Origin of the sequence: Arthrobacter wenxiniae (genome assembly GCF_013376105.1) — a bacterium.
Lineage (GTDB): Bacteria > Actinomycetota > Actinomycetes > Actinomycetales > Micrococcaceae > Specibacter > Specibacter wenxiniae.
In genome coordinates this window covers 186137-206054 of record NZ_JAAMFM010000002.1, presented here as the reverse complement: position 1 = coordinate 206054, position 19918 = coordinate 186137, and the positions used below count along the sequence as shown (strand labels likewise).

Sequence of the window (19918 nt, the reverse complement as noted above, 5' to 3'; positions counted from 1 at the left end):
CCAGGGGACGGCGCGCGCGTTTGTTGTGAGCGGACTAACGCCCTTTCCTGTGGTGCCAAGGGAAAATATGTGCTTATCCGGCAAGGCGGTACTGTGTAAAAGGGGTTTTGCACCCCTTGATCACTACTTCGACGTAGAAGGACACAAACCCGTGGACCTGTTTGAATACCAGGCGCGCGACATGTTTGAGGCTCACGGAGTTCCCGTGTTGGCCGGCATCATTGCGCACACCCCTGAAGAAGCAAAGGCAGCAGCCGAGAAGATTGGCGGCGTCACCGTCGTCAAGGCACAGGTAAAGGTCGGTGGCCGCGGCAAGGCTGGCGGAGTCAAGGTAGCGAAGACCGCCGACGAGGCGTTCGAGCATGCAACTGCGATCCTCGGCATGGACATCAAGGGCCACACCGTCAACACGGTCATGATCGCCCAGGGTGCGGACATTGCCGAGGAGTTCTACTTCTCCGTCCTGCTGGACCGCGCCAACCGCAACTACCTGGCCATGTGCTCGGTGGAGGGCGGCATGGAGATCGAAGAGCTGGCCGTGGAGCGCCCGGAGGCCCTGGCCAAGGTTGCCGTGGACCCCGCCGTGGGCATCGACGCGGCCAAGGCGGACGAGATCGTCGCCGCCGCGGGCTTCAACGCCGAGCTGGCCCCCAAGGTGGCCGCCGCCATCATCAAGCTGTGGGACGTCTTCGTCAAGGAAGACGCCACGCTTGTCGAGGTCAACCCGCTGGTGCGCACCGGCGCCGGCGACATCGTGGCCCTGGACGGCAAGGTCTCCATCGACGAGAACGCCGACTTCCGCCACCCGCACCACGCAGAGCTTGAAGACACCGCCGCGGCCAACCCGCTCGAGGCCAAGGCCAAGGAAGCGGGGCTGAACTACGTCAAGCTGGACGGCTCGGTCGGGGTCATCGGAAACGGTGCCGGCCTGGTCATGTCCACCCTTGACGTTGTCGCCTACGCGGGCGAGAACCACGGCGGCGTCAAGCCCGCCAACTTCCTGGACATTGGCGGCGGCGCCTCCGCCGAGGTCATGGCCAACGGCCTGGACGTCATCCTCAACGACCCGCAGGTCAAGAGCGTCTTCGTGAACGTCTTTGGCGGCATCACCGCCTGCGACGCCGTCGCCAAGGGCATTGTCGGCGCGCTGGCCGAGCTGGGCTCAGCCGCCAACAAGCCGCTGGTTGTCCGCCTCGACGGCAACAACGTTGAGGAAGGCCGCCGTATCCTCAACGACGCCAACCACCCGCTGGTCACCCTGGCCGCCACGATGGACGAGGGCGCCGACAAGGCCGCCGAACTCGCCCACGCGGCCCGCTGATCGAGCCCGTCGAGATCTAAGGAAAAACATATGTCTATCTTCTTGAACAAGGACTCCAAGGTCATCGTCCAGGGCATCACCGGCGGCGAAGGCACCAAGCACACCGCCCTCATGCTCAAGGCCGGCACCCAGGTGGTGGGCGGCGTGAACGCACGCAAGGCCGGCACCACGGTGGTCCACGGCAGCGTTGAACTGCCCGTTTACGGCACCGTGAAGGAAGCGGTTGCCGAGACCGGCGCCGACGTTTCCATCGTGTTCGTCCCCCCCGCCTTCACCAAGGACGCCGTGGTTGAGGCCATCGAGGCCTCCGTGCCGCTGGTGGTTGTCATCACCGAAGGCGTGCCCGTGCAGGACTCCGCCGAGTTCTGGGCCCTGGCCCAGTCCAAGCTGGACGCGTCCGGCAACCAGGTGACCCGCATCATCGGCCCGAACTGCCCCGGCATCATCACCCCCGGCGAGGCCCTGGTCGGCATCACCCCGAACAACATCACCGGCAAGGGCCCCATCGGCCTGGTGTCCAAGTCCGGGACGCTGACCTACCAGATGATGTACGAACTGCGCGACCTCGGCTTCTCCACCGCGATCGGCATCGGCGGCGACCCCGTCATCGGCACCACGCACATCGACGCGCTTGCCGCCTTCGAGGCCGACCCCGAAACGAAGGCCATCGTGATGATCGGCGAGATCGGCGGGGACGCCGAGGAGCGTGCGGCCGAGTACATCAAGGCCAACGTCACCAAGCCGGTTGTCGGCTACGTGGCCGGCTTCACCGCTCCCGAGGGCAAGACCATGGGCCACGCCGGCGCCATCGTCTCCGGCTCCGCGGGAACGGCACAGGCCAAGAAGGAAGCCCTCGAGGCTGCCGGCGTCAAGGTCGGCAAGACGCCGTCCGAGACCGCCACGCTGCTGCGCGAGGTCTACGCGGCCCTGTAGTCCGTCTGAGGGGCGCGGCCGCCGCACCGGGTTTTCCCGTGTGGTGGCCGCGCTTTTTTGTGTCCGCGACGGCCAGGAGGTCGAAATGGATTATTGAGGCTGATTTATCGGGATCAAATGTCCATCGCGTCCTCCCCGGTGCCGGAGGCGCGCCTCAGCGGGCGGGGACCGACGCGTGCAGCTGGGGGAGCGCCTGGATCAGCGACTATGCGTAATTTCGAAGCGTCTCGCGAAGGACGTCGGCAAAGTTGTAGATGTCTTCCAAGGCTTCGATCGGGTGTCGTGTCTCGTTCTTTTCCACATCAAAGGTTCCGAGATATTTCTGGGTTCGATTGAAGTGGAGTCGTGCCAATGGCTTGCGGTTGTTGTCATCGAGAAATATCGCAAAATAAGACTTGGCATCCCGGGGTGAGACGCGAGATGCCCTGACGTCACTGCATAGAATCGCCCGAACGATCTGGAATCCTTGCGTCTCCGCCACTGTAGTAACAATACCGTCGTCACTTTCGAGGTGAGCCTCGACTGCCGAAGCGCTCTCGACAGTAGGTGATTTTTGCGGTTCCGGACTTGCGATTCCGGTTGGCTGTCCCAATGCGGTTTTCAGCCGATCATTTACTTGGTCCGTCAGATACTGCCGTGAGGCTTTGGCTACGAGACCTCTGAACTGCTCCCTCACTTTTTGCGTGAACTGTCCCTCGTAGACTTTGGCCGTCAAGTACTTGACCCAGTCGTCCTCTGGGTCCCTGAATAAGGAGCCAATGGCCCGCTTCAGTTGGCCAACATACTTCAACTCCTCGGCGGAGCTGATGACTGAATCGAGATCGAAGTCCGCCTTCGTAAGTTTTTGCAGTTCCGGTATCAGGGTTTCATCGACGTCATTGAGGTCTGAGACGAGATAAGGTTTGGAGTCCATCCGGTTGGGCGCGTCCAAGTCAGTGTAAAACTGATAGACCTCTCCATTTGTAAGAATTGCAATTCTCGCATTCGTTGCAGCAAAATAGCGAAAAAGCTGAGAGGCGTGTTCGACTTTTAATTCTCCATTGGTTCTTTTGCACTCGATAAGAATTTGGATATCACCGTCGCGCATGATCGCGTAATCGATTTTCTCGCCACGTTTGATCCCCACATCGGCCGTAAATTCCGGGACAACTTCTAATGGATTGAATACATCATAGCCGAGAACAGCCGAAATAAAGGGCATAATGAAGGCATTCTTTGTTGCTTCTTCGGTCTCAATGACGCTCTTCTGCGATTGGACTTTGGTAGAAAGCGCAGCAAGTTTCTCAATGAAGTCCATCATTCCACCCCGGTCGTCGTTGACTATTTACTGTGAATGTATCAGACAGTTACCTTGTAGGTGATGTACGTCAAGCTTTAGCCGCTGTGGGTCGCAGTTTCATGAAACGGCAACGCCGATACGCCGTCCTTGCTGAGAGCGATCGAGCCGGGCAGGGATAGACGCAGCGTGCCGTTTCCTGCGGCCGTACACCGCCCGCGCGGCGGTGCGGCCGCCCCCCGTCCTCGTTGACGTTCGAGAAGACCGCCGGTGCCGTGCCCGTTGACGTTCGAGATGACCCCCGGTGCCGGAGGCGCGCCTCAGCGGGCGGGGACCGACGCGTGCAGCTGGGGGAGCGCCTGGACCAGCGCCGCCAGTTCGGGGAGTTGGCCCGCCTCGGCCAGCGCCGCCTCAAGGGCGGCGTCGTGGACGGGCCGGGCGCGCACCAGCAGTTCCGAGCCGGACGCCGTGAGCTCCGTGTAGATGCCGCGGCGGTCGTCCTGGCAGAGAATGCGCGTAAGGAGCCCGCGGTCCTCGAGCCGGTTGACCAGCCGCGTGGTGGCGCTGGGGCTCAAGGCCGTGGCGCGGCCCAGCTGCTGCATCCGCATGTGCCAGCCGTCCTGCCGGCTCAGCGCGTCCAGCACCGTGAATTCCACCACGGAAAGCTGCGCGTCCGCCTGCAGCGCCTTCTCCAAGCCCGCCTCGATCAGCCCATGCAATGCCGCGAGGGTGCGCCAGCCCTGCGCCCTGACCTCCACGGCGTCGTCCCTGATGCCCATCCGGAATCCTCCTGTTCACGCCGCCGTGCAGCCCACGCCAAAGTAGTTGCTTGCGCGCTATAGTTGCTTGTGCAACAATATATACAGCGCCTGCAACTAATAGCTTACGCCGCATAAATCCCGCCCCCAAATTTTCTAAGGAGAATCATGCCCCTTGGCCTGATAGCCCTCGCCGTCGGAGGTTTCGGCATTGGCCTCACCGAGTTCGTGATCATGGGCCTGCTGCCCGAGGTCGCCGCCGACTTCCAGGTCGGTGAAGCCGCCGCCGGCTGGTTCATTTCCGGCTACGCCCTCAGCGTGGTGGTGGGCGCCCTGCTGGTGACGGCCGCCGTGAGCCGCCTTCCCCGCAAGCCCGTGCTGGCGGGCCTGCTGGTCCTGTTCATTGCCGGCAACCTGCTCTGCGCCCTGTCCCCGGACTACGCCTTAATGATGGCCGGGCGCATCATAGCCGCCCTGTGCCATGGCGCCTTCTTTGGCATCGGCGCCGTGGTGGCATCTGACATGGTGGCCCCGGACAGGAAGGCCGGCGCCATTGCCGTCATGTTCACCGGGCTGACCGTCGCGAATGTCCTGGGAGTCCCGTTGGGCACGCTGCTTGGGCAGCAGGCCGGCTGGCGGTCCACCTTCTGGGCCATCACTGCCATTGGCGTCATTGCCCTCATCGGGATCATGGTCCTTGTCCCGGCCATCGCGCAGGCCGAATCCCGGCACGGCCTCCGGGCGGAGCTGCGCGCGTTCAGGTCCCGTCAGGTCTGGTTGTCGATCGCGGTCACCATCCTCGCCTATGGCGGAATGTTCGGGGCGTTCACCTACATCGCCTTCACGCTGACCGACGGCGGCGGGTTCGCCGCCAGCACGGTCCCCTGGCTGCTCATCCTGTTCGGCGTGGGCCTGTTCATCGGCAACACCCTTGGCGGCAAGGCTGCGGACCGCAATGTCGACAGCACGCTGCTGGTGGTGATCGCGGCGCTGGCGCTCACCCTGGCCGCATTTGCGCTGACCGCCACGAGCAAACCCATGACCATTGTGGCCCTCCTCCTCATGGGCGGCTTCGGCTTTGCCACGGTCCCGGGCCTGCAGATGCGCGTCATGAAGTTCGCCTGGGCTGCCCCGACGCTGGCCTCGGGGGCCAACATTGGCGCCTTCAACGTGGGCAACGCCCTTGGCGCCTGGCTGGGCGGGGTGGTCATCACGGCCGGACTTGGCTACACCTCGCCCATCTGGGCTGGCGCTGGGATGACCGTGCTGGGCCTGGCGGTCATGGTGTTTGCCGCAACCGACAGCCGACGGCAGGCGCGCAGCACCCTTTCCCCGGCGGACGGGCAGGACCGTGCGGCTGCGCCGCAACCGTCCAAGGCCTGAGGGGTCCGTGACGAATAAACCCCGCGCGACCTCACCCCCGACGTCAGCCACCACGATGCTGTACGACGCCGGTTGTGGACCGTAACAATCGAACATCGGATGCGGATCCACGTAAAAACATCCTAATGTCAGGACAAACTATTGACTTTAGTGATTGGCGTCACGATGATCTATGTAGCGGAACATAGTGGCTGGGCGACGATGCCCCGGCATGAGTCCCAATGTGAAGGAGACCGCAAGTGAAAAAGATTTCTTGGCAGAGGCTGGCCGTCGTTGCCGCCATCGTGCCAATGCTCGCATTGAGTGCTTGTTCAAGTTCCGGCGGCCGGCCCGCGGACACCGGGGGCAGCAATGGGGGCAAGGTGGCCACCACGCCGAGCATCAAGATCGCCCTCATCACCCACGCCGCCCCGGGCGACACCTTTTGGGACATTGTCCGCAAGGGTGCCCAGGAGGCGGCCACCAAGGACAATGTCGACCTGCTCTACACTTCGGATCCCGACGGCGGCAGGCAGGCCCAGCTGGTCCAGCAGGCCATCGACCAGAAGGTGGCCGGCATCGCCGTCACGCTGGCCAAGCCTGACGCCCTCAAGGCCGTGCTGAAGAAGGCGGAGGATGCCGGCATTCCGGTGGTCAGCCTGAATTCCGGCGAAGACGTCTTCAAGAGCGTTGGCGCGTTCACCCACTTCGGATCGGATGAGAACGTGGCCGGCGCCGCGGTCGGCACGCGGCTGGCCGAGGAGGGCGTGACGCATCCACTGTGCGTGATCCAGGAGCAGGGGAACGTGGCGCTTGAAGCCCGGTGCGCCGGCGTCAAGACCAAGGTGCCCGGAACCGAGATCCTCTATGTCCAGGGCACCGACATGACCCAGGTTGCCTCCACCGTCACCGCGAAGCTGCAATCCACCCCGGGCGCCGACGCCATCATCGGCCTGGGCGCCCCGTTCACGGCAACCATCGTGAAGGCCGTTGGCGCCCTGAACCTGGCCGCCAAGGTCAAGGTGGCCTCGTTTGACCTCAGCGGCGAGCTGATCCAATCAATCATCGACGGCAAGGTGCAGTTCACCGTTGACCAGCAGCCGTGGCTGCAGGGGTATGACTCCATTGACGCGCTGTGGCAGTACTATCGCGGCGGGTTCATGGTGGGCGGCGGGCTGCCCGTGCTGACCGGCCCGGCCATCATTGACAAGACCAACGCCCCCGCCGTCCTCAAGTTCGCCAAGGAAGGCATCCGCTAGGGATGGCTTGCTTCCGGGCCCGCGGGGCGTGTCCCCGCGGGCCCGGGCAAGATTAGGAGAAACCTATGACAACACTTCTCAAGCCCCCGCCGGCCCTGGATGAACGCGTCGGCAAGCGCGGCATGGTCTCAAACCTTTTGGGACGGCCGGAGATCGGCGCGCTGGTCGGTGCGATCGTCCTGTTCATCTTCTTCTCGATCGTGGCCCCGGTGTTCCTCCAGGCGAACTCCTTCGCCACGGTGCTGTACGGGTCCTCGACCATCGGGATCATGGCCGTGGGCGTGGCCCTGTTGATGATTGGCGGGGAGTTCGACCTTTCCGCCGGCGTCGCGGTGATCAGCTCGGCGCTGACGGCGTCCCTGTTCAGCTGGTACTTCTCCGTGAACGTGTGGGTCGGGGTGGGCCTGGCCCTGGTGGTCTCCCTGGCGATCGGGTTCGTGAACGGCTGGATCCTGATGAAGACGAAGCTGCCCAGCTTCATCGTCACCCTGGCCACCTTCCTGATGCTGACCGGGCTGAACCTGGCCCTGACCCGCCTGATTGGCGGCAGCGTCGCAACCCCGTCCATTGCCACGATGGATGGCTTCGCCTCCGCCCAGGCGGTGTTCGCCAACGACTTCACCATTGCCGGGGTGGACCTGAAGTCCCCGGTGTTCATCTGGATCATCCTGGTCGCGATCACCTCCTGGCTGCTGTTGCGGACCCGGGTGGGCAACTGGATCTTTGCCGTGGGCGGGGACGAGAACGCGGCCCGCGCCGTGGGCGTGCCGGTGAAGTGGACCAAGATCGGCCTGTTCATGGGCGTGGGGTTCTGCGGCTGGGTTTTGGGCATGCACAACCTCTTCGCCTTTGACGCCGTGCAGTCCGGGGAGGGGATCGGCAACGAGTTCCTGTACATCATCGCGGCCGTGATCGGCGGCTGCCTGCTCACCGGCGGCTACGGCTCCGCCATCGGCGGCGCGATCGGCGCGTTCATCTTCGGCATGGCGAACAAGGGCATCGTGTACGCGCAGTGGAACCCGGACTGGTTCAAGTTCTTCCTGGGCCTGATGCTGCTGCTGGCCACCATTGTCAACCTGATCGTCAAGCGCCGCGCGGACAGCAAGTAAAGGACGGGACACCATGACTGCCAATGACATGAATTCCAACGAAACCGCCAAGCACGCCGCCGGGCCCACCGGGACCGGGCCCACCATTGACCAGGAAACCTTGCTGCAAAACGAGACGGACCCCCTGACCCACACGCCCGTGCACTTGATGGAGCTGGAGGGGGTGGGCAAGCACTACGGGAACATCATCGCCCTGACGGAGGTGACCATGGCCGTGGACATGGGCCGGGTCACCTGCGTGCTGGGCGACAACGGTGCGGGGAAGTCGACACTGATCAAGATCATCGCCGGCCTGCACCAGCACGACGAGGGCACGTTCAAGATCATGGGCCAGGAGCGGAAGCTGACCAGCCCCCGGGAGGCCCTGGACTCGGGCATCGCGGCCGTGTACCAGGACCTGGCCGTGGTGGGGCTGATGCCGATCTGGCGCAACTTCTTCCTCGGCTCGGAAATCACCACCGGGCGGGGCCCGTTCAGGCGCCTGGACGTGAAGGCCATGAAGGAGATCACCAAGAACGAGTTGGCCGACATGGGGATCGACCTTCGTGACGTGGAGCAGCCCATCGGCCAGCTCTCCGGCGGCGAGCGCCAGTGCGTGGCCATCGCCCGGGCCGTGCACTTCGGGGCGAAGGCCCTGATCCTGGACGAGCCCACCGCGGCGCTGGGCGTGAAGCAGTCCGGCGTGGTGCTGCGCTACATCCTCCAGGCCCGCGACCGCGGCCTGGGCGTCATCTTCATCACCCACAACCCCCACCACGCCTTCCCCGTGGGGGACAGGTTCCTGCTGCTCAAGCGCGGGAAGTCGATCGGCTACTACGACAAGAAGGACATCACCCTGGACGAACTCACCGCCCAAATGGCCGGCGGCGCGGAACTGGCCGAACTCGCCCACGAACTCGAAGCCCTCGGCAGCCACGGGGACCTCGCGCAGGAACTCGAAGCCGAAGTGGCCGAAACCGCCGGGCAGCTGCCCCACTAGCAACCGCACCAGCATCGAGGCGAACCCACGCCGCATGACCAGGGGAGTCAGCGCCACCGGATCTTTGGCCCGGACCTGGACTGCGGCCCGCTCGGGATCACGTTCCCGGGGGAGCAGGGGCCGCCGTGGTCCCGCCGCGCACCAGGGAAGGCGCGACCACCACGTCCTGTCCCGGCCCGCCGCCAATCCGCGCCGCGGCGCTCCGGACGGCGGCCGCCGCCAGTTCCGCCCCGTCCTGCCCGATGGTGGTGAGGTTGATGTGTTCCAGCCGCGCCATGCGGGAGTTGTCGTACCCCACCACGGACAGCCCGCCGGGGACCCGGAGCCCCGCCGCGCGGAAGGTGTCCAGCGCGCCCAAGGCGCTGCGGTCATTGAAAATCACGACGGCGGTCGGCGCGCCGGATGCCCGTCCGCCGGTGGCGGGGCGGGCCGGGGAGGCGGCGGTCCCGCGGGCGGCGGGGCCGGCGTCGTGCGGGGGGAGCGGCCAGCCCATCGAGGTGAGCAGCGCGGCCGCGGCCCGCGAGCCGTCGGACTCCAGCGGTCCGCCGGGCAGCACCACCGCGGCCTCGCCGCTGCCGTCCATGCATGCCTCGTAGGCGCCGCGGCGGGCGGCGGACCCCACGGCGGAACCGCCGTCGATGTGGGCGATCCGCCGGTGCCCGAGCCCCCGCAGGTGGCCCATGGCCAGGCGGATTCCGGCACCTTCATCGCTGGAGACGCTGCTGAAGGTGCCTGGCTCCGCGCCCCCGACCGTCCCCAGCAGGGAGACCACCGGGACCGGGAACCCCGCCAGCTGCCCCGCCGTCCCGGACGGGGCAATGATGATGACGGCCTCCGCGCCGAGGTCCAGCAGCGATTCAACGGCCTCCCGCTCCCCGCGCCTGGGGCCCGTGGCACTGAGCGTGACGGCATAGCCTTCGGCATCCGCGGCCTCATACAGCAGCTCGACAAGTTCGGCGTGGTAGGGCTCGGTGACGTTGAAGACCACGCCAATCAGCCGCGTCCGGCTGCTGCGCAGGAGACGCGCCCGCGTGTCCGGCCGATATCCAAGATCCGCAGCGACCTGCAGCACGTGCCGGCGGGTGGCGTCGCTGGCTCCCGCCGCCCCGCGGATCACGATCGAGACGAGCGCCCTGGACACGCCCGCGGCGGCCGCGACGTCGGCCATGGTGGTGCGTGGGGCGGCGGCCACGGGCACTCCTGCTCTTCGATGGGGGTTGATGAACAAAGTTTACTGGATCGATCTAGTTTTTTTGGGCGCCACGTGCAAAACTGGTTCCAACGCCGGACTAGATCGATCTAGTTTTGTTCTCGGCGGCCATCACCCTGAAGGGAAGACCCATGGCCTATTTGTTGGAAACGTTCACCGCCAGCGCCCCGGCGGTCCGCCTGGGCCTCATCGGCGCCGGCTGGATCGGCGCCTTTCACGCCGAGAGCATCGCAAGGCGCCTGCCCGGCGTCGAACTCGCCGCTGTCGCGGACCCGGCGCTCGACGCCGCACGGGCACTCGCGGCCCGCCTGGGCGACGCCAGGGTGAGCGCCGACGCGGCCGACCTATTCGCGGACCCGGACATCGACGGCGTCGTCATCGCCAGCCCGGCCCGGTTCCATGCCGGCCTGATTTCGCAGGCGGCCGCGGCCGGCAAGCAGGTGTTTTGCGAGAAGCCGGCCGCGCAGTCGCTGGGGGAGCTTGACGCCGCACTGGCCGACGTCGCCGCCGCGGGAGTGCACTTCCAGGTTGGCTTCAACCGCCGCTATGCCGAAGACTTCCTGGCGGCCAAGGCGGACATTGCCGCGGGCGTGGTGGGGCGCCCGCAGCTGCTGCGCTCGCTCACCCGCGACCCCGGCACGGGCAGCATTCCCGGCGCGGCGAGGACCCCGCCGTGGACCATCTTCCTGGAGACCCTGATCCATGACTTCGACACCCTCAACTGGTTCAACGCCGGCGCGGAACCGGTGGAGGTCCACGCCGTCGCCGACGCCCTGGTGGAACCCGGCTTCAAGGACCAGGGCTTCCTGGACACCGCGGTGGTGACCATCCGGTACGGCAACGGCGCCATCGCGGTGGCCGAGGCCAGCTTCAGCGCACTTTACGGCTATGACATCCGCGGCGAGGTGTTTGGCTCGAAGGGCATGGTCCAGGCCGGCAGGCGCACCGAAACTGCGGCCCGCCGGTACACCGCCGGCGGCATGTCCGCGGACACCCCACGGCTGAACGTGGAACTGTTCCGGCAGGCGTACACGGACGAGCTGGCCGACTTCGCGGCCACCGTCGCCGGGCGCACCGGGGCGGGCGGGCCAGTCGAAAGCGCTGCAACCACGCCGACCGGCGCGGACGCCCGACGGGCCCTGGCCGTGGCGCTGGCCTGCATTGAATCGGTCAAGACCGGGCTGCCCGCCGCCGTCGCTCCGGCCGATGCAGGGGCAGGCGCCTGATGCGCCTGGCCGTCTGCGCGGAAATGGTTTACACGGAGCTTCCCTTCGCCGACCGCGTGCGCGCCATCCACGCCGCGGGGTTCGACGTCGAACTGTGGGACACCCGCACCAAGGACATCAAGGAGCTCAAGGCGACGGGGGCGGTGTTCTCCTCGATGACCGGGTACAGTGCGGGCAGCGTGGTGGACCCGGACAGCTGCGACGAGGTGGTCCGGACGGCCGCCGACCTCATCCCGGCGGCGCTGGAACTCGGGATTCCGCGGATGGTGGTCCACCCGGCCGAGCTCGTCGACGGCCAGGCCGCCCGCCCCCGGCACCGATCCACGGGGACCATGTGGCTCACGGGCGCCCGGACGCTGCACAGGCTGGGCAGCCTCGGCGAGAAGCACGGCATCACGTTTTGCCTGGAAAACCTGAACACGATCCTTGACCACCCCGGCATCCCGCTGGCCCGCGCCAAGGACACCCGGGCCCTCGTGGAAGGCGCCGGACACCCGAACGTGAAGATGATGCTGGACCTCTACCACGCCCAAATGGGGGAGGGAAACCTCATCGGGCTGGTGCGCCAATCCCTGCCGCACATCGGCGAAATCCAGGTGGCGGACGTCCCCGGCCGCTGCGAACCGGGCACCGGGGAGGTCAATTACGCCGCCGTCCACCGGGCCCTGCTCGACGCCGGCTACCATGGCACCGTGGGCCTGGAGGCCTGGGCGAAGGGCGACAGCGACGCAGCCCTCGACGCGTTCCGGACAGCGTTCACCGCGGAGTAGGGCCCCGGGGTCAAACTTGTCCCTCGCGGCCGGCCGTTGGACTGTTCTGCGCCGCGCGGCGAACGACGGATGCGCACCACACTGCCCCGCCCTTGCCCGCATCGGCGGGTGTGCACAACAGCTCCTGGGCCGCGGCAGCCTCGACCACCGGCGGACGCTTACGCCGGCGTGACCATCGGCAGGCCCTCGGCCTCCCAGTTGCTCATGCCGCCCACCAGGGTGTCGGCGTCGAAGCCCAGCCCGGTGAGGGCCGCGGCGACATGGCCGCTGCGGCCGCCTCCGTGGCAGACGGCGATGACCCGGCGCGACTTGTCCAGTTCGCCGGCGCGTTCCAGCACGGAGCCGGAGGGCAGGTGCACGGCGCCGGCGATCATGCCGGCGGCGGTCTCGTCGGCCTCGCGGACGTCGATGATCTGGACGCCGGGGCCGGCTGCCAGGACGTCGGCGGTTGTGATTTCCTTCATGGGTGCTCCTCTGTGGGGACGTCGGCGTGGCGGGCGGGTGCCCCCGGCCGGCCGGCCGGCGTCGTGCTGGGGAAAAGTGCTGGGGAAAAGTGCTGGGGAAAAGTGTGCGGAAACTGGCGGGAGGACCGCCACCTCCACCGTACCGGCTGCCGGGCCCCCCGGCGGCATGGCTAAGCTGGGGACGTGAAGTCAACCCGCGCCCCGCGCAACAAGGCAGTCGACGTCGAAGACCTGGCCGGCTTCGATTCGCTGGTCGCCGCGGGTGCCACGTCCATGCACGGATGGCACTTCCAGTCCGTGGACCTGCGGCAGAGATCGGACGAGCTGACGGGATTGCGGGCGTCGGGCGCCATTTTCATGGGCTGCCGCTTTGCGGGAGGGATCGAGGCGTTGCTGCGGGCGCGCGGGGCGTTGATCTTCCCGACGCTGCCAAACATCCCGTTCAATGCCTACCGCGGGCACCTGTACACGGGCCAGGAGCTGTACGCGGGCGTTGCGGGGGGCGAATATGAGGCCGTCCCCGACGCGCAGATTTACCAGTGGACGCTGCAGGAGGGCCGCGGGCGGGCCTTGAACGCCACGCTCGCCACCGCGATGCACGACCACGCCATTTCCGACGCCCTCGACGAGTTCCTCGACGCCTGCGCCATGGACGGCATGCCGGTGGTGGGCGTCATGGGCGGCCACGCCTCGGGCCGGGACAGTGCGGAGTATGCCCAGGCGGCCCAGCTGGGGCGGACCCTGGCCGGGCGCGGCTTCATGGTGGCCACCGGAGGGGGCCCCGGAACCATGGAGGCGGCCAACCTGGGCGCCTACCTTTCCGCGTACGACGCCGGTGCCCTGGACAGCGCCCTGCGCACCTTGGCTTCCGTCCCCGGCTTCCGGCCCTCCATCACGGCGTGGGTCCGCGCCGCGGGCCGGGTGCTCGCGGACTTCCCCGGCGGGGCGGACAGCCTGGGCATCCCCACCTGGTTCTACGGCCACGAACCGCCCAACCCGTTCGCCACCCGGATCGCCAAGTACTTCACGAACTCCATCCGGGAGGCCGTGCTGCTCTCCCGCGCCGGCGGTGGCTCCATTTTCCTGCCCGGGGCGGCCGGCACGGTGCAGGAAATCTTCCAGGACGCGTGCGAGAACTACTACGCGGCCGCGGAGGCGGTGGCGCCAATGATCCTGGTGGGCCGGAGGCATTGGGAGGAGGAACTGCCCGTACGGGGCCTGCTCTCGGCGCTGGCGAATGGCCGGGCCATGGCGGAGCAGGTCCACGTGGTGGATTCCGTCGAGGAGGCCTGCGGGCTGCTGGCCTAGCCGCCGAGGCGGCTCGTGACCAGCCGCGCGGTGGCGAGACACGCCTCGCCCAGGAACTGCAGCCGTTCCTGTGACACCCTGAACTTCGGCGCCGGAATGAGGACGGCCGCCACGGGATTGCCGCGGTGGTCGTACACCGGTGCGGCGACCCCCACCTCGTCCAGTGCCGACTCCCCGTAGTTGGTGGCGTAGCCCCGCCGGGCGACGTCGCCGAGCCGGAGGACGTAGGCGTCCAGCCCGGCGTCGTCCAGTCCCGGGTAGGAGATGGTGCCGTTGCGCAGCAGGATGCGCACCTTCTCTTCCGGTTCCAGTGACAGGAACACCTGCACGGAGGAGCTGAGGGCGTCGTGGTAGCGGGCGCCGAGCGGGGCTGTGTGCTTGACCTGCTGGGGGCTGGCGATCTGCTCCACGCACATGGATTCGCGCCCGTTCCACACCATGAGGGCGCTGGTCTCGCCCGTTTGTTCGGTCAGCCGGCGCAGCAGGGGATAGGCGGCGCGCCGTTCCTCCAGCTCGGCCAGCAGCGGCCCGGCCACGGCGATCATCCCGAGTCCCAGCTTGAAGCGGCGGGAATCGGTGTCCCGCTCCACCAGTTCCTCCTGCTCCAGGGTGGCCAGGATCCGGGACACGCTGCTCTTGTGCATGCCCACGCGCTGGGCGATTTCCGTCACGCCCAGCAGGGGCTCCTCCGCCGAGAAGCACCGCAGTACCGCGATGGCGTTGACAATCACGGACGTCCCGCGCGAATCGGAGGTGCCGTTGCCGGCGTCGGCCTTTGCTGCGGGAGGAGTCATGGTAACCATCTTTCCCTACCGATCCGTGTGTTAAGTGCAGCTGCGGCGGCCGGGTGGCCGCCGCTGCTGGGTGGGGTGTTAGGGGTTGATGATGTTGTTGTTGGGTCCGTAGCCGAATTTGGTGATGTTTTCGGCGCCGTTTTCGCTGATGACGAGGATGTCGTGTTCGCGGTAGCCGCCGGCGCCGGGCTGGCCGTCGGCGACGGTGATCATGGGTTCCATGGAGACGACCATGCCTGGTTCCAGGACGGTGTCGATGTCTTCGCGCAGTTCCAGTCCGGCTTCGCGGCCGTAGTAGTGGGAGAGGACGCCGAAGGAGTGTCCGTAGCCGAAGGTGCGGTTGGGGAGGAGGTTGTGGCTGATGTAGATCTCGTTGAGTTCGGCGGCGATGTCCTTGCAGACGGCGCCGGGCTTGATGAGTTCCAGGCCGCGTTCGTGGACTTCGACGTTGACGTTCCACAGTTCCAGGGAGCGGGCGTCGGGTTCGCCGAGGAAGAGGGTGCGTTCCAGGGCGGTGTAGTAGCCGCTGGTCATGGGGAAGCAGTTCAGGGAGAGGATGTCCCCGCGCTGGAGCTTGCGGGTGGTGGCCCAGTTGTGGGCGCCGTCGGTGTTGATGCCGGACTGGAACCAGACCCAGGTGTCGCGGACTTCCTGGTCGGGGAAGGTGCGGGCGATTTCGTGGACCATGGCTTCGGTGCCGATGAGGGCGACTTCGTATTCGGTGATGCCTTCGGCGATGGCGGCCTTGATGGCTTCGCCGCCGAGGTCCCCGATGCGGGCGCCGTGCTTGATGACTTCGATTTCCTCGGCGGACTTGATCATGCGCTGGCGCATGGCGGCCTGGGAGATGTCGGTGAGGGCGGCGTCGGGGAAGGCGGCCTGGAGCTTGTCGCGGAGCAGGACGGGGAGGGTGTCGTCCTCGACGCCGAGGCGGGTGGCCTTGATGCCGCGGCGGCGCAGGGCTTCCTGGATGCCGAAGTAGAAGTTGTCGCGGCGCCAGTCGGTGTAGACGATGTTGTCGCCGTAGCTGGTGCGCCAGGGCATGCCGGCGTCGATGTTGGCGGTGATGGAAACGGAGTCGTCGGCGGTGACGACCAGGGCGTAGGAGCGGCCGAAGTAGGTGAAGAGGTAGTCGGAGTAGTACTTGATGTTGTGGTAGCTGGTCAGGACCACGGCGTCGAGGTTCTTTTCGGCCATGATGGTGCGCAGCCCGCCCAGGCGGCGTTCGAACTCGGCGTCGGTGAACGTCAGGGGCTGCTTCGACCCGTTGTGCAGGGTCTTCAGGCGCTCCAGCTCGGAAACGGAGGACGCGGGCGAGGAAGTGGTGGCAGTCATTGTTGCTCCTTGTTGATATTGCATTTACAGATTGAGGGAAGAAGAGGGGCGCAGCTAGTGCGACTGGAGTGGCGCCTTGGACGTTTCCTTGGCACAGGCCACCGCGATCAGGGAGACCACCGCGGCCGCCATCAGGTAGAAGCCCGGCGCCAGTTTGGATCCGGAGGTGGCGATCAACAGCGTTGCCACGAACGGCGCCGTGCCGCCGAAGATCGCGTTGGACAGGTTGAAGCTGACGGCAAAGCCGCTGTACCGGACCTTGGTCGGGAACAATTCCGCCAGGAAGCTGGGCAGCGTGCCGTCGTTCAATGTCAGCATGGCGCCGAGAAGGACCTGGACAAGCAGGATGACGACAAAGTTGCCGGTGTCCAGGAGCATGAACGCGGGGACTGTCAGGAAGATGAAGAGGACCGATGCCGAGATGAGCACCTTCTTGCGGCCAAACCGGTCCGAAGCGAGGCCGGTGAGGAAAATGAAGCCGATGTAGGTCAGCAGCGCGATGGTGGTCGCCACGAAGGATTCCGTGGCGCCGAAGCCCAGTTCCTCGCTGAGGTATGTGGGCATGTAACTGAGGATTACGTAGAATCCGACGGCGTTCAGGAGCACGGCACCCACAGCCAGCAGCAGCGACTTCCAGTGATTGCGGAAAAGTGCCGTGACGGGCGCCTTGATGACGTCGTCCTCCTTCTCCAGGGCCAGGAATGCCGGGGTGTCCTCGAGCTTGACGCGGATGTAGCGGCCAATCAGGCCCATGGGGGCGGCGAGCAGGAACGGCAGGCGCCAGCCCCATTCGTGCATCTGGTCCGGGCTGAGGGTGATGGAGAGGAGGGCGGCAATCAAGGAACCAAGCAGCAGGCCGGCGGCCGTGCTGGCCGGGACCACGGCGGCGTAGATGCCGCGACGGTTCGGGGGTGCATATTCGACCAGGAAGGCCGAGGCCCCGGCGTATTCGCCGGCGGCCGAGAAGCCCTGCACCACACGGACCACCAGCAGCGAGATCGGCGCCCAGATGCCGATGGTGCCGTAGCCGGGGATGAGGGCTATGGCGAAGGTCGCAGCGGACATGATGAGGATGGACAGCGAGAGCGCATTCTTGCGGCCCACCTTGTCGCCGATGTGGCCCCAGATGAACCCGCCGAGGGGACGGACGAAGAAGGAAACGGCGAACAGGCCAAATGTCAGCAACAGGCCCGTCTGCTTGTCCGCCTCGGGGAAGAAGGCCGTGGCGATCGTGGCTGCCAGGTAACCGTAGACGGCGTAGTCAAACCATTCGACGAAGTTGCCGATGAAGCTGGCGCCAATGACGCGGCGGCGCGTGGAGGCGTCAATGCCGCCCGGGCGCGGCCGCCCGCTCATGCTCAACTGCCCACTGTCGGACGCCATCGTCGCCGTCCTGTCCGTGCTAGAGGATTTGTGATTTATCATGTGTTCCACCAAAGATGTCTGGGTTGCAATCTGTTGGAGTTGCATTGAATGCAACGCTGTTGCACTAGACTATGTGTGGTTCGGATCACTGTCAAGGGCTTTTGGCGCCTCACTTTTGCCCCTGGGAAGGACGAAGGCGCCATGCCGGGGCATTTGCCCGACATGGCGCCTTTGTTGCACAGCGTGCACTTGCGTTGCCGCCCGGCGCTCGGGCCCGCTAGGCGGGGACGCGGGCTGGTTCCCGGTCCAGTTCCCTGGCCAGGTCCAGCGAAAGGTCCGCCACAACCTGTTCGTATAGAAGTTCGCCCTTGGCCGCACTGGAGCCGGCCGCGGACGACAGGCACCCGGTCGCCGGTGTCCGCTCAGGCACCACGGGCAGCCGGTCGAAGCGCGGCAGCACGGCGGCGGGGCCGTCCACCCGCCGGTCCATGGCCACCCGGGCGGGCTCGAGGTGGAGCATGAGCGAGGTCTCCAGCACCCCTCCGTGCTCGATTTCCCACCCGGGGAAGCCGTCGGGGTAGACCAGGTTCAGCGTGTCCTGGCTGACAAAGTCCCAATAGGACAGCAGCAACACGCTCTGCTCCGCCCCCGGCTTGATCCCGAGTTCCTCCAGTGCCAGGTCGATCCCCTCGTAGAGGAACTGGTAGTTCTCGAAGTGCCCGTTGACGAAGACCACGTGCCGGACGCCCTGGTTGAGGAAGGACTTGGCCAGGTTGCGCGCCATGCCAATGAGGGAGGTGCCATCCAGGCTGGTGGTTCCGGGGAGGTGGTTTCCCCCGCCGGACTTCTGCTGTGACTTGTAGCCATAGGAGATGGGCTGGGCAACAAGTGCCCCCAGCCGCCTGGCCGCCGCCGCCGCGAAATGCGTGGAAAGGAGGGTGTCCGTCCCCAGCGGCAGGTGCGGTCCGTGCTGCTCCAGCGACCCGACGGGGATGAGGACCATCGCCTCCCCGGACGCCAGGGCTTCGCGGTAGGCAAAGGCGTCCATGTCTTCCAGAAATACTGACTTGTCCACGGTGGTGCTCCTCGTCAAGTGCAGCTGCGGCGGCCGGGTGGCCGCCGCTGCTGGGTGGGGTGTTAGGGGTTGATGATGTTGTTGTTGGGTCCGTAGCCGAATTTGGTGATGTTTTCGGCGCCGTTTTCGCTGATGACGAGGATGTCGTGTTCGCGGTAGCCGCCGGCGCCGGGCTGGCCGTCGGCGACGGTGATCATGGGTTCCATGGAGACGACCATGCCTGGTTCCAGGACGGTGTCGATGTCTTCGCGCAGTTCCAGTCCGGCTTCGCGGCCGTAGTAGTGGGAGAGGACGCCGAAGGAGTGTCCGTAGCCGAAGGTGCGGTTGGGGAGGAGGTTGTGGCTGATGTAGATCTCGTTGAGTTCGGCGGCGATGTCCTTGCAGACGGCGCCGGGCTTGATGAGTTCCAGGCCGCGTTCGTGGACTTCGACGTTGACGTTCCACAGTTCCAGGGAGCGGGCGTCGGGTTCGCCGAGGAAGAGGGTGCGTTCCAGGGCGGTGTAGTAGCCGCTGGTCATGGGGAAGCAGTTCAGGGAGAGGATGTCCCCGCGCTGGAGCTTGCGGGTGGTGGCCCAGTTGTGGGCGCCGTCGGTGTTGATGCCGGACTGGAACCAGACCCAGGTGTCGCGGACTTCCTGGTCGGGGAAGGTGCGGGCGATTTCGTGGACCATGGCTTCGGTGCCGATGAGGGCGACTTCGTATTCGGTGATGCCTTCGGCGATGGCGGCCTTGATGGCTTCGCCGCCGAGGTCCCCGATGCGGGCGCCGTGCTTGATGACTTCGATTTCCTCGGCGGACTTGATCATGCGCTGGCGCATGGCGGCCTGGGAGATGTCGGTGAGGGCGGCGTCGGGGAAGGCGGCCTGGAGCTTGTCGCGGAGCAGGACGGGGAGGGTGTCGTCCTCGACGCCGAGGCGGGTGGCCTTGATGCCGCGGCGGCGCAGGGCTTCCTGGATGCCGAAGTAGAAGTTGTCGCGGCGCCAGTCGGTGTAGACGATGTTGTCGCCGTAGCTGGTGCGCCAGGGCATGCCGGCGTCGATGTTGGCGGTGATGGAAACGGAGTCGTCGGCGGTGACGACCAGGGCGTAGGAGCGGCCGAAGTAGGTGAAGAGGTAGTCGGAGTAGTACTTGATGTTGTGGTAGCTGGTCAGGACCACGGCGTCGAGGTTCTTTTCGGCCATGATGGTGCGCAGCCCGCCCAGGCGGCGTTCGAACTCGGCGTCGGTGAACGTCAGGGGCTGCTTCGACCCGTTGTGCAGGGTCTTCAGGCGCTCCAGCTCGGAAACGGAGGACGCGGGCGAGGAAGTGGTGACGGTCATGGGTGGGTCCTTTGCATGTGTGGTGTTTTGTTGATGGGAGGGAGGGCTTGGGGTG

18 protein-coding genes are annotated in these 19918 nt (G+C 66.2%); 9 read left to right on the top strand and 9 right to left on the bottom strand.

Annotated features, from left to right (window positions below):
* Window positions 1-151 precede the first annotated feature (151 nt).
* Entirely contained in the window at window positions 152-1321 is a 1170-nt protein-coding gene (sucC, locus tag G6034_RS02635; protein ID WP_176633538.1) for an ADP-forming succinate--CoA ligase subunit beta, read from the top strand.
* 30 nt (window positions 1322-1351) lie between these two features.
* Window positions 1352-2254: a succinate--CoA ligase subunit alpha gene (sucD, locus tag G6034_RS02630; protein ID WP_176633537.1), complete on the top strand. Its 903-nt coding sequence runs from the start codon at window positions 1352-1354 to the stop codon at window positions 2252-2254.
* Window positions 2255-2459: 205 nt separating this feature from the next.
* Here the strand turns inward: sucD and G6034_RS02625 are convergent, their stop codons facing one another.
* Window positions 2460-3551, bottom strand: a complete 1092-nt coding sequence (locus tag G6034_RS02625; protein WP_176633652.1) for a type I restriction endonuclease — start codon at window positions 3549-3551, stop codon at window positions 2460-2462.
* 299 nt (window positions 3552-3850) lie between these two features.
* Window positions 3851-4309, bottom strand: coding sequence for a MarR family winged helix-turn-helix transcriptional regulator (locus tag G6034_RS02620; protein WP_176633536.1), 459 nt, complete (start codon window positions 4307-4309; stop codon window positions 3851-3853).
* A gap of 147 nt (window positions 4310-4456) precedes the next feature.
* Between G6034_RS02620 and G6034_RS02615 the strand changes: the two genes are divergently transcribed.
* The 4 genes from G6034_RS02615 (at window position 4457) to G6034_RS02600 (ending at window position 8997) form a co-directional block, all read left to right on the top strand.
* Window positions 4457-5671, top strand: coding sequence for an MFS transporter (locus G6034_RS02615; protein WP_176633535.1), 1215 nt, complete (start codon window positions 4457-4459; stop codon window positions 5669-5671).
* A gap of 239 nt (window positions 5672-5910) precedes the next feature.
* Window positions 5911-6909, top strand: coding sequence for a substrate-binding domain-containing protein (locus G6034_RS02610; RefSeq protein WP_343037906.1), 999 nt, complete (start codon window positions 5911-5913; stop codon window positions 6907-6909).
* A gap of 65 nt (window positions 6910-6974) precedes the next feature.
* Complete coding sequence (locus G6034_RS02605; protein ID WP_176633534.1) at window positions 6975-8018, top strand: ABC transporter permease; 1044 nt, start codon at window positions 6975-6977, stop codon at window positions 8016-8018.
* A gap of 28 nt (window positions 8019-8046) precedes the next feature.
* Window positions 8047-8997, top strand: a complete 951-nt coding sequence (locus G6034_RS02600; RefSeq protein WP_176633650.1) for an ATP-binding cassette domain-containing protein — start codon at window positions 8047-8049, stop codon at window positions 8995-8997.
* 97 nt (window positions 8998-9094) lie between these two features.
* Here the strand turns inward: G6034_RS02600 and G6034_RS02595 are convergent, their stop codons facing one another.
* Window positions 9095-10189, bottom strand: a complete 1095-nt coding sequence (locus G6034_RS02595; protein WP_343037905.1) for a LacI family DNA-binding transcriptional regulator — start codon at window positions 10187-10189, stop codon at window positions 9095-9097.
* Between the two features lie 149 nt (window positions 10190-10338).
* On the opposite strand from G6034_RS02595, the gene G6034_RS02590 reads away from it, so the two are divergent.
* Window positions 10339-11433, top strand: coding sequence for a Gfo/Idh/MocA family oxidoreductase (locus G6034_RS02590; RefSeq protein WP_176633533.1), 1095 nt, complete (start codon window positions 10339-10341; stop codon window positions 11431-11433).
* Window positions 11433-12203, top strand: coding sequence for a TIM barrel protein (locus G6034_RS02585; protein WP_176633532.1), 771 nt, complete (start codon window positions 11433-11435; stop codon window positions 12201-12203). Before G6034_RS02590 ends, G6034_RS02585 begins: the two co-directional genes overlap by 1 nt.
* A gap of 158 nt (window positions 12204-12361) precedes the next feature.
* On the opposite strand, the gene G6034_RS02580 is transcribed toward G6034_RS02585, so the two are convergent.
* On the bottom strand, window positions 12362-12667 hold the full coding sequence (locus G6034_RS02580; RefSeq protein WP_176633531.1) for a rhodanese-like domain-containing protein: 306 nt from the start codon (window positions 12665-12667) through the stop codon (window positions 12362-12364).
* A 183-nt stretch (window positions 12668-12850) separates the two neighbouring features.
* On the opposite strand from G6034_RS02580, the gene G6034_RS02575 reads away from it, so the two are divergent.
* Window positions 12851-13975, top strand: a complete 1125-nt coding sequence (locus G6034_RS02575) for an LOG family protein (RefSeq protein WP_343037903.1) — start codon at window positions 12851-12853, stop codon at window positions 13973-13975.
* Here G6034_RS02575 and G6034_RS02570 read toward each other — a convergent pair.
* From G6034_RS02570 to G6034_RS02550, 5 genes are all read right to left on the bottom strand, one after another.
* Window positions 13972-14769 carry an IclR family transcriptional regulator gene (locus tag G6034_RS02570; protein WP_176633530.1) on the bottom strand — a complete coding sequence of 266 codons (798 nt, stop codon included), beginning with the start codon at window positions 14767-14769 and terminating at the stop codon, window positions 13972-13974. The genes G6034_RS02575 and G6034_RS02570 overlap by 4 nt on opposite strands.
* 78 nt (window positions 14770-14847) lie before the next feature.
* Window positions 14848-16104, bottom strand: a complete 1257-nt coding sequence (locus tag G6034_RS02565; protein WP_176633529.1) for a M24 family metallopeptidase — start codon at window positions 16102-16104, stop codon at window positions 14848-14850.
* 54 nt (window positions 16105-16158) lie between these two features.
* The gene (locus G6034_RS02560; RefSeq protein WP_246295249.1) at window positions 16159-17460 is read right to left on the bottom strand and encodes an MFS transporter; all 1302 of its coding nucleotides are present in this window, start codon (window positions 17458-17460) and stop codon (window positions 16159-16161) included.
* 286 nt (window positions 17461-17746) lie between these two features.
* Window positions 17747-18544: a creatininase gene (locus G6034_RS02555; protein ID WP_343037902.1), complete on the bottom strand. Its 798-nt coding sequence runs from the start codon at window positions 18542-18544 to the stop codon at window positions 17747-17749.
* A 62-nt stretch (window positions 18545-18606) separates the two neighbouring features.
* Window positions 18607-19863 (bottom strand): M24 family metallopeptidase, encoded by a 1257-nt coding sequence (locus tag G6034_RS02550; RefSeq protein WP_176633527.1) that lies wholly within the window; start codon window positions 19861-19863, stop codon window positions 18607-18609.
* Window positions 19864-19918 lie beyond the last annotated feature (55 nt).

Bases quoted from the DNA above. Each gene is read 5' to 3' on its own strand.
- sucD (WP_176633537.1), top strand. From the start codon at position 1,352: ATGTCTATCTTCTTGAACAAGGACTCCAAGGTCATCGTCCAGGGCATC.
- G6034_RS02625 (WP_176633652.1), bottom strand. From the start codon at position 3,551: ATGGACTTCATTGAGAAACTTGCTGCGCTTTCTACCAAAGTCCAATCG.
- G6034_RS02620 (WP_176633536.1), bottom strand. From the start codon at position 4,309: ATGGGCATCAGGGACGACGCCGTGGAGGTCAGGGCGCAGGGCTGGCGC.
- G6034_RS02615 (WP_176633535.1), top strand. From the start codon at position 4,457: ATGCCCCTTGGCCTGATAGCCCTCGCCGTCGGAGGTTTCGGCATTGGC.
- G6034_RS02605 (WP_176633534.1), top strand. From the start codon at position 6,975: ATGACAACACTTCTCAAGCCCCCGCCGGCCCTGGATGAACGCGTCGGC.
- G6034_RS02600 (WP_176633650.1), top strand. From the start codon at position 8,047: ATGAATTCCAACGAAACCGCCAAGCACGCCGCCGGGCCCACCGGGACC.
- G6034_RS02590 (WP_176633533.1), top strand. From the start codon at position 10,339: ATGGCCTATTTGTTGGAAACGTTCACCGCCAGCGCCCCGGCGGTCCGC.
- G6034_RS02585 (WP_176633532.1), top strand. From the start codon at position 11,433: ATGCGCCTGGCCGTCTGCGCGGAAATGGTTTACACGGAGCTTCCCTTC.
- G6034_RS02580 (WP_176633531.1), bottom strand. From the start codon at position 12,667: ATGAAGGAAATCACAACCGCCGACGTCCTGGCAGCCGGCCCCGGCGTC.
- G6034_RS02570 (WP_176633530.1), bottom strand. From the start codon at position 14,769: ATGACTCCTCCCGCAGCAAAGGCCGACGCCGGCAACGGCACCTCCGAT.
- G6034_RS02565 (WP_176633529.1), bottom strand. From the start codon at position 16,104: ATGACTGCCACCACTTCCTCGCCCGCGTCCTCCGTTTCCGAGCTGGAG.
- G6034_RS02560 (WP_246295249.1), bottom strand. From the start codon at position 17,460: ATGAGCGGGCGGCCGCGCCCGGGCGGCATTGACGCCTCCACGCGCCGC.
- G6034_RS02550 (WP_176633527.1), bottom strand. From the start codon at position 19,863: ATGACCGTCACCACTTCCTCGCCCGCGTCCTCCGTTTCCGAGCTGGAG.